Origin of the sequence: Acidithrix ferrooxidans, assembly GCF_000949295.1 — a bacterium.
Taxonomy (GTDB): Bacteria; Actinomycetota; Acidimicrobiia; order Acidimicrobiales; family Acidimicrobiaceae; genus Acidithrix; species Acidithrix ferrooxidans.
In genome coordinates, this window is record NZ_JXYS01000105.1 from 1 (window position 1) to 7,882 (window position 7,882).

Annotated in this window: 6 protein-coding genes; 3 read left to right on the forward strand and 3 right to left on the reverse strand. The window is 48.7% G+C overall.

The features are described from left to right. Positions 1-1,075: 1,075 nt before the first annotated feature. On the forward strand, positions 1,076-2,752 hold the full coding sequence (gene ettA, locus AXFE_RS15385; protein ID WP_052606841.1) for an energy-dependent translational throttle protein EttA: 1,677 nt from the start codon (positions 1,076-1,078) through the stop codon (positions 2,750-2,752). 1,004 nt (positions 2,753-3,756) lie between these two features. Continuing rightward, positions 3,757-4,428 carry a TetR/AcrR family transcriptional regulator gene (locus AXFE_RS15395; protein WP_052606837.1) on the forward strand — a complete coding sequence of 224 codons (672 nt, stop codon included), beginning with the start codon at positions 3,757-3,759 and terminating at the stop codon, positions 4,426-4,428. 236 nt (positions 4,429-4,664) lie between these two features. Here the strand turns inward: AXFE_RS15395 and AXFE_RS15400 are convergent, their stop codons facing one another. Beyond that, a complete protein-coding gene (locus tag AXFE_RS15400; RefSeq protein WP_052606838.1) occupies positions 4,665-5,879 on the reverse strand; it encodes an acyl-CoA dehydrogenase family protein in 1,215 nt (404 codons plus the stop codon). A gap of 786 nt (positions 5,880-6,665) precedes the next feature. Here AXFE_RS15400 and AXFE_RS15410 point away from each other — a divergent pair. Beyond that, positions 6,666-7,169, forward strand: coding sequence for a PAS domain-containing protein (locus AXFE_RS15410; RefSeq protein WP_052606840.1), 504 nt, complete (start codon positions 6,666-6,668; stop codon positions 7,167-7,169). Positions 7,170-7,298: 129 nt separating this feature from the next. Here the strand turns inward: AXFE_RS15410 and AXFE_RS15415 are convergent, their stop codons facing one another. Both AXFE_RS15415 and AXFE_RS20855 read right to left on the reverse strand, forming a co-directional pair. Continuing rightward, positions 7,299-7,754, reverse strand: a complete 456-nt coding sequence (locus AXFE_RS15415; protein ID WP_052604599.1) for a transposase — start codon at positions 7,752-7,754, stop codon at positions 7,299-7,301. Further along, on the reverse strand, positions 7,699-7,882 hold a 184-nt coding region (locus AXFE_RS20855), incomplete at its 5' end, for a transposase (protein ID WP_235347855.1). The genes AXFE_RS15415 and AXFE_RS20855, both read right to left, overlap by 56 nt.

A 7,882-nucleotide genomic window follows, 5' to 3' on the forward strand; every position in this document is an offset into this window, starting at 1 on the left:
ATCCTCATTACAAGGACTTCGTAGCTACTACGGGGATGGTCCGACCCCCAATCCATAGGCATTTGGTACTTTCCCTCTTGTTGATCTGCAACTTGTAGGTTTTTCCTCATCTTTGGGCTTAGCCCATGTGGGCTTAGCCAAGAACGTCTAGGACTGGGTTCTCATGTTCCACATAAACGCCTGATGTTAAGCTCACGCCACCTACACGCCGGATGCCCAAGGAGCACTAATTGGGTTAGTCTCCAAGTTGTCCCGAAAGTTCGACGTCCCTCGGTTTCGACATCATCCATACCAATTTCGAACGCTTCGTCAGTGGTTTGTTTTCACTCGTCTTCTTAACTCATACCTGAAAGAGTCATTGCTCTAACTTTTTTAGTACCGCTTTGGACAACAGTCTTTAGCTAATGCCCCGTACGGTGGTTTGGAATCTCCTCCCAAAAGGCGATCCCGGAGGGCCTACCTCCATCATCTATGTAGCATTGCAGTGTGATTGTTATCAGCTTCTACATGATTTACAACCTCTTTCATTCATGACGCACGTCGAAAGTAGGGATAACTTTCTAGCTGTACTGCCAACACCACTATTGCCCAGCCCTCCTGAATAGTTACAAGTGAGAAAGATTCTCGCTAAGAAGTTCCAAGGCGAACCGGAAGTCCGTAGTATCCAAGTGGATACTACGGCTACAATCCACAGAAGATCTCAAAGTAAACCACGACAGCGCAAGATGTCCATGGGAGATGGGCAACCATCGATTCGTCTTTGTTCGGCATCTATGGATAAGACGCAAAGTACTAGACCGGCCAGAGCGAAAAGAAAAAGAGTACATACGCATGCGTAGGGATTTTGGAGCGGCGCAACGAATGGTTCATCGAGGTCGGGTACTCCACACGGAGGAAGACCCTGATGAAATGCCTTTCCTGCAAGGTCCGTGACGGACTTTGCAGTTACTCAAGGGTGGCGCTTTGGCCTTATCTGCGGACAAATAGACATACGGATATGTCGATGCGACTCATTTATGGAAAAAATTTGTTCGAAGTGAAGGAAAATCACTGCTCACAGGTGAGACTAGAGGTCATGGTTGCTCAACATATCTTTACTACTCGCAATCTCGGTCGCTTCTACCAACCCGATCGCGAGGTCCTCAAGGACATCAATCTATCGTTCTACCCAGGAGCAAAGATTGGCGTAATCGGAGCGAACGGATCAGGCAAGTCCTCACTCCTTCGAATAATGGCTGGACTAGACGACGGTTACAGCGGTGAGGCCCGACTCACTCCCGGGTTCACCGTAGGCTACCTCCCCCAAGAACCGCTCCTTGACCCAACAAAGGACGTCGCGGGCAATGTCGCAGAAGTCCTAAAAGAGCAGCTGGATCTCTTGGCCAGATTCAATGATGTATGTGAAGCATTTTCTGATCCAGAGGCGGATTTCGATTCTCTGCTGGCCGAACAGGGTGATCTTCAGACCAGAATTGACGCATTACAAGGCTGGGATCTTGAACGCACTCTCGAAGTCGCCATGGATGCACTCCGTCTCCCGCCACCGGATGCCGACGTAACAACCCTCTCTGGAGGAGAGCGACGTCGAGTTGCCCTTTGCCGATTACTTCTGGCAAAGCCTGACCTCCTCCTTTTAGACGAGCCAACGAACCATCTCGATGCTGAGTCAGTAGCATGGTTGGAGCGGACGCTGCAGGACTATAGCGGCACAGTGATCGCCATCACGCACGACCGATACTTTCTCGACAACGTTGCTTCTTGGATCCTTGAACTCGATCGTGGTCGAGGCATCCCCTGGGAAGGAAATTACTCCTCATGGCTTGAGCAAAAACAGGCGCGCCTCGCCTCTGAGGAAAAAACGGATCGGGCACGTCAGGCAGCGCTCGCTCGTGAACTCGAGTGGATTCGAATGTCACCTCGAGCCCGCCAGAGCAAGGGTAAAGCTAGAGTCAACGCCTTTAATGAGCTGGTGGCAGAGGCCGAAGCAGCAGATCGACGAGGCGATGTCTTGGAGATCGCAATTCCACCAGGACCCCGCTTGGGCGACAACGTGGTCAACGCAAGCGGGCTCACCAAAGGATTCGGCGACCGCTTGCTCATCGAAGACCTTGAGTTTCGCCTCCCACCAGGGGGAATTGTTGGTGTCATAGGTCCGAATGGTGCAGGGAAGACGACACTGTTCAAATTGGTGGTTGGCCTAGAACAACCTGACAGCGGTACAATCGAAGTTGGCGCAACAGTGGCTCTTGCCTATCTCGACCAATCAAGGGACACGCTTAACCCGGCGGCAACCGTCTTTGACGAAATCACGGGCGGCATCGAGCGAATCATAGTGGGAAGCAGAGAGATCCATGCACGGGCCTACGTGGCGAGCTTTGGCTTCAAAGGAAGTTCACAGCAAAAGCGTGTCGGGGAGATCTCTGGTGGAGAACGAAACCGGGTACAACTCGCCAAGGTACTGCGAACTGGTGGAAACTTACTCCTTTTAGACGAACCAACGAATGATCTCGACGTCGACACGCTCCGGGCACTTGAAGATGGCCTACTGACTTTTCCTGGCTGTGCAGTGGTGATCAGTCACGATCGATGGTTCTTGGATCGGGTTGCGACACACATACTTGCCTTTGAGGGAGAAGCAGAGGTCCGCTGGTTTGAAGGAAACTTCTCGGACTATGAAGCCGATCACCACCGACGCCTTGGCATCGACGCGGATCGACCTCATCGGATGAAGTACAAAAAGCTCACTCGATAAGCCATCGATAACTCACCAAGGTGGTTTCTGGGGCGATGTCGATGATTGTAAGTGCTCGCGCGGGGATCTCCCTAGGGCAACGTCGCAAATATCATTCGCCCTGAGGCACGTAACTGCTAGCTGGGATGTATGCAAAGATAGTTAAAGTACAGCATTGAGCCGATACTGCGACTTTCGTCCCAATCGCATTAGCCTCGCGAGATGGGCGTGAACCTAAACGCCATAGTCCATTACTAGCACTATGCTAACCCTGTCCTAGACCTTATGGGCAACTGATAGATCTAGCGGTTATTTAATCATTGTCCTGGCTATCCCTTTGTGATATCCAAGACAATGAATAGCGTCTGGCGATGGCATTTCAATCTCCACAACTCTAAACTCCCAAGGTGGTATCGAAAGAGCACAAAGAAGAATGCTTGATGAGACAAACAGGAGTTGGAACTCCCCGAGGACAATCATCCTGGATCTCAACGCTAGCAAGATCTCCGACCGCTAAGAGAAAAGAAACCTAGAAACTTTGGCATAAAAATGACTGGTCTTGCCATACCCGCCATTTCAAGCGGTGCAGAAAATCGACTGTTTCCAAACTCTATAACTAATCAAGCGACAAATAACGCCAAACTACAAACAATACCTACCGAGATCTAAGCAAGTCGCATTTGCCAGGTCGTCTCCCACTAAGGGAGCTCGCAAAAAAACGTCGCTCTTGGCCCACGGAATCGACCGTCATCATCATTTCTCTAGCTCCAGTAGTCCCATGTCATTTGTGGATTAAAATAGTAGTCAACCGCCGGAATATCCCAAGCAATTGTTCATCAAGCAACAAAAGCAAGCTTTAAATCAACTAATCACAGTGACGTTTATTTCAGACATCTTACAATTTATCAAAAGCACGATCTCAGCCCAAGGATCCTTGACTCAAATTGAAGGCGCTAAGCTACCGCATGGTAATTTATATAGAAGGTATGTATTTCCAATCATCCCCAACCAACTAGAAGGTCCATTTGGAATCTAAGATCCATGAAGTTGTAGATCAGAATTCAGAGCGACAATTAAGGTTGCCTGGAGACCAAAGAAAGCGACTGCTTCTAAAACACGCCCTATGGCACTTTTCGCAAAAGGGCTTTCATGCGACATCGATGCAAGAGATCGCAACCTCAGCTGGAATAACGAAACCCGTTATCTACCAACACTTTGCCTCAAAACGCGCACTATATCTTGAGCTTTTAAATCTTGTCGGCATAGAACTCTGCAATGTTATTAGAGACGCTACCACCGGCGCTAAGACGGTACACGAGCGAGTGTCGCGTGGGTATATGAGTTACTTTCAGTTCGCTCATGATAACAGAGCCGGATACGAGCTACTCTTTGGCTCAGGCCAGCGTCTAGATGTCGAATTTCAAATGGAAATATCTAGAATTGAAAATGAAATATCAGACCTCGTCACCAGCCAGATAGATGCAGACATCTCTGAGGCTCACCGTCGCTTCCTAGCGCTTGGAGTTATCTCGCTAGCCGAAGGAACAGTGCGGCGATGGCTTCGTGAGATTGAGACAAGTGACCCCGGCGTAACTTCATTTACTGATACCAATGGACCAATGTGGGCTACGCGAGTGGCAGAACTTGCCTGGGCTGGACTAAGGGGTATCCAGCGAGAGCCAGGGAATGACAGCTAAAAGCACTCAATAGTTAAATTTCCCCACCAAAGATCACCGTCGCCATATGGTAAACCTTAAATATTACGCGCCGCTCATAACTACAAAGAGCCAAGATGAGCGGCGCGAATTATCGATTATTTTTCCTAATTGCAAAGACAAAGAAAAAAGCAGTCCTAGCGCGAAAGAAACCTCAGGTTCACACCTAAAATCTCCACAACAGCGGAGCCATTGCAGATACTCTAGAAGAGCGAGGCCTAGCGGATGGTTACACCCGAAATTGCTCTTGAAATTATCAGCCGCTGAATCTCACTTGTACCCTCAAAGATCGTATAGATCTTCGAATCTCGGTGCCAGCGCTCAACTGGGTACTCTCTAACGTAACCATAACCGCCTAAGATTTGAATAGCCTGTTCAGTAACCCAAACGGCTGTCTCACCCGCATAGAGTTTGGACATTGATCCCTCACCTTTAGTAAAGGGAACATGTGTCGCTGCCATATTTGCAGCTCTCCAAACCAATAGACGAGAGGCCTCCACTCGCATAGCCATATCTGCGAGCTTAAAGGCGATACCTTGATTCTCAATGATCGCCTTACCAAATTGCTTGCGTTCCTTGGCGTAATCGAGCGAGTACTCATAGGCAGCTCGGGCAATTCCCACCGCTTGTGCACCCACCATTGGCCTGGATGCCTCAAAAGTAGCCATTGCCGCCTGGGAAGAAGATCTCTTACCTTCACGTGCTCGAGCGAGACGCTCGTCAAGTTTCTCTTTTCCTCCAAGTAGCATCGACGAGGGAATCGTGACATTATCGAGGATAACTTCAGCCGTATGTGAAGCTCGAATTCCCATCTTTTTAAATTTCTGACCCATCGAAAGACCTGGAGTTTTCGGTGGTATTACAAAAGAAGCCTGGCCTCGAGAGCCAAGAGTTGGATCTACAGTAGCCACAACTACATGAATATCAGCTATGCCTCCGTTGGTAATCCAAGTCTTGGTACCGTTTACGGTCCAGGTGTCGTTGGCTTCGTTGTAGGTTGCACGTGTTCGAAGCGACGATACATCAGAACCTGCGTCTGGCTCGGTAACCGCAAAAGCGGCCAGTTGTGGCTTTTCCGGAGTCCCAAAACACTGCGGAACCCATTCGCCTATCTGTTCTGGCGTGCCATTGGCCATGATCCCAGCCACACCCAATGTAGACCCAAAGATCGCTAGAGCAATTCCGGCATCACCCCAGGACATCTCCTCGTTTACCAACGCAAGCATCAGCCCCGTCTTGTCTCCATAACATGTCGCCAAAAAATCAAAAGAGTACAATCCAGCATTAGCCGCCTCTTGAATGATGGGCCACGGAGTCTCCTCGCGCTCATCCCACTCCTGGGCAGCCGGTCGAATAACATTTTCGGCAAAATCATGGACCCATTTCTGAATCGAAATCTGGTCTTCATTTAGTTTTAGGGAAAAATCGCCCATTTAGACCTCACAACATAAAGTATCTATAAATCCACTTACTATGTTACCACTAAGTAACATCGTCAAGCCACTCGAAGAATAAAAATCTCCGATTGTCAACAGCGCAGCTTTTAAAACGAAAAAATCTACGATCATCCAAGCAAATAAAGCGGACTCCAAAACCAACAATTCACCACAGAGAAGCCGATTCAAATTATTGTCCACTAAAGATTGGCTAAAAAGCAGTCAAATTGACGCATCGAAAATCTCCAAAAAAAAGATCTGACGAACTGCATCCATCATTCGAATCTTGCTTTGCCCACCAGTTTTGGATTGAGCGCATTTGTCGCTTAGGACCCATCACCAAACGATCACCCATACATAAAGGCCAGCGCCACACCCCCTTATTTTAAGAATACCTAAAAAAGGGCCCACAGAAAGTTCCCACGTGATGGTCGTTGTTATCTGTCTGCGCCGTATTGCCCCAGAGCTGAGGCTTGGATCGAACCATAGTCGCGAAGGTAGATTTGAATCCGCGACTATCGCGAGTCAGCTGTTAAAGATCAGAATAGGAGTCATATTTATCACGTTGAGCCCTCTTCTGAAAATAATTATTCAAATCTCGAAAATATCTCTAATAAAATGCCGTCGAATTGACGAAATGATACAAAGTAGATTTGCCTAACCAAAATTATTTTGCTCGAAGAAAGCTCAAGAGAAATGCTTATTTTTGGTCTAAAAATAAATACTATCGAGCTTCAAAACGAGCTGGCATCTTTACATTAGGAAAATTCGAGAGGAGACGGGGTGTCTTTAACTGAAGTCCCCACGAGGGAACCTTTTCTGCAAAGTAAAGGCGGCGCCACTTCTAGTTCGCTAGGAAGTGTATTTAGTCCCGAGGTGGCTCTCGCGGCGTTGGAAAAACATATGGCCATGATCGCCTTTGATACGAGAGGCAATGTTCTATGGGTAAATCGACTATTCGCCAATGCTGTCAATTATGAGATATCAGACCTAATCGGCCGTCATCATAGTGAACTATGCACGCGACATTTCGCCTCTTCAAGTGACTACAAGGAACTGTGGCGGCGCCTAAATGATGGAATTTTCTTCTCTGACAAGATCGAACGGGTAACTAAATCTGGATCAAGCATCTACCTCGAAGCTACCTACATGCCCGTTGTTGATCTAGATGGCACATTAATTGGCGTCATAAAAGTAGCAACAGACATTACCCAACGAGAATTAGGGATCTTCGGAAATAAGCGGTATTCCGGTACCAAGATCGACCAGGAATCGGCAAGTTATTGAGCGTTCTGAGGTGATTGGCCAGATTGAAGCCGTCATTCGGAGAGGTCTAGGCTACACAACCCGTGAACGGGTAAGAGGGGCCAAGGGGGTTCTCCCTGGTGTCTTACTTATTGGGTTGGTTGGTTCCTGTTACGAACCAAGTGCGCTAGAGATCTGCGTTGTCACCGGGGTAACAGTAGCTAGTAGTGACCAGTCAGGCTTACCAGCCGCCAAGAGCGCTCTGATTCTAAAGTTCGCAAAGTTCGTCATCCCAAAGGCGATGCGCTTAATCCGCTTAATGAGGTTGTTCATCGACTCTGTCGGTCCATTGGTCACGAAGGACGTGTGCCAGGCCAGGATCTCATCATGCCAGCTTTTCAAGGTTCTCCCAAGTAGTTGGACCTCGGGGGGTCGTTGGTTGTCGGTGAAGTCACTGATAAGAGCATCGAGGTGGTCACTAGCGAGTTTTGGGTCACGATAGGTATAGAGCTCTCGTAAGGACTCCTTGGCTCTCCATGCGGTAGCTACCTCGTTGTCTGGGTCACCTAGTTCAAGTAGGTGAGTAAGTTTGGCGTTGGCACCCTCGGTGAGTCTCTCCTTGGCCATAGTCAGGAGTCGCCGGATGCGATAGAGGGGATCCCCACCCCTGCCTCTGTGACCAAGGATGTTCTGTTGTACCCCTTCTTCTCACCTCATCAAGGCGAGTGTTGGCCAGCTTTATCAGGTGGAATGGC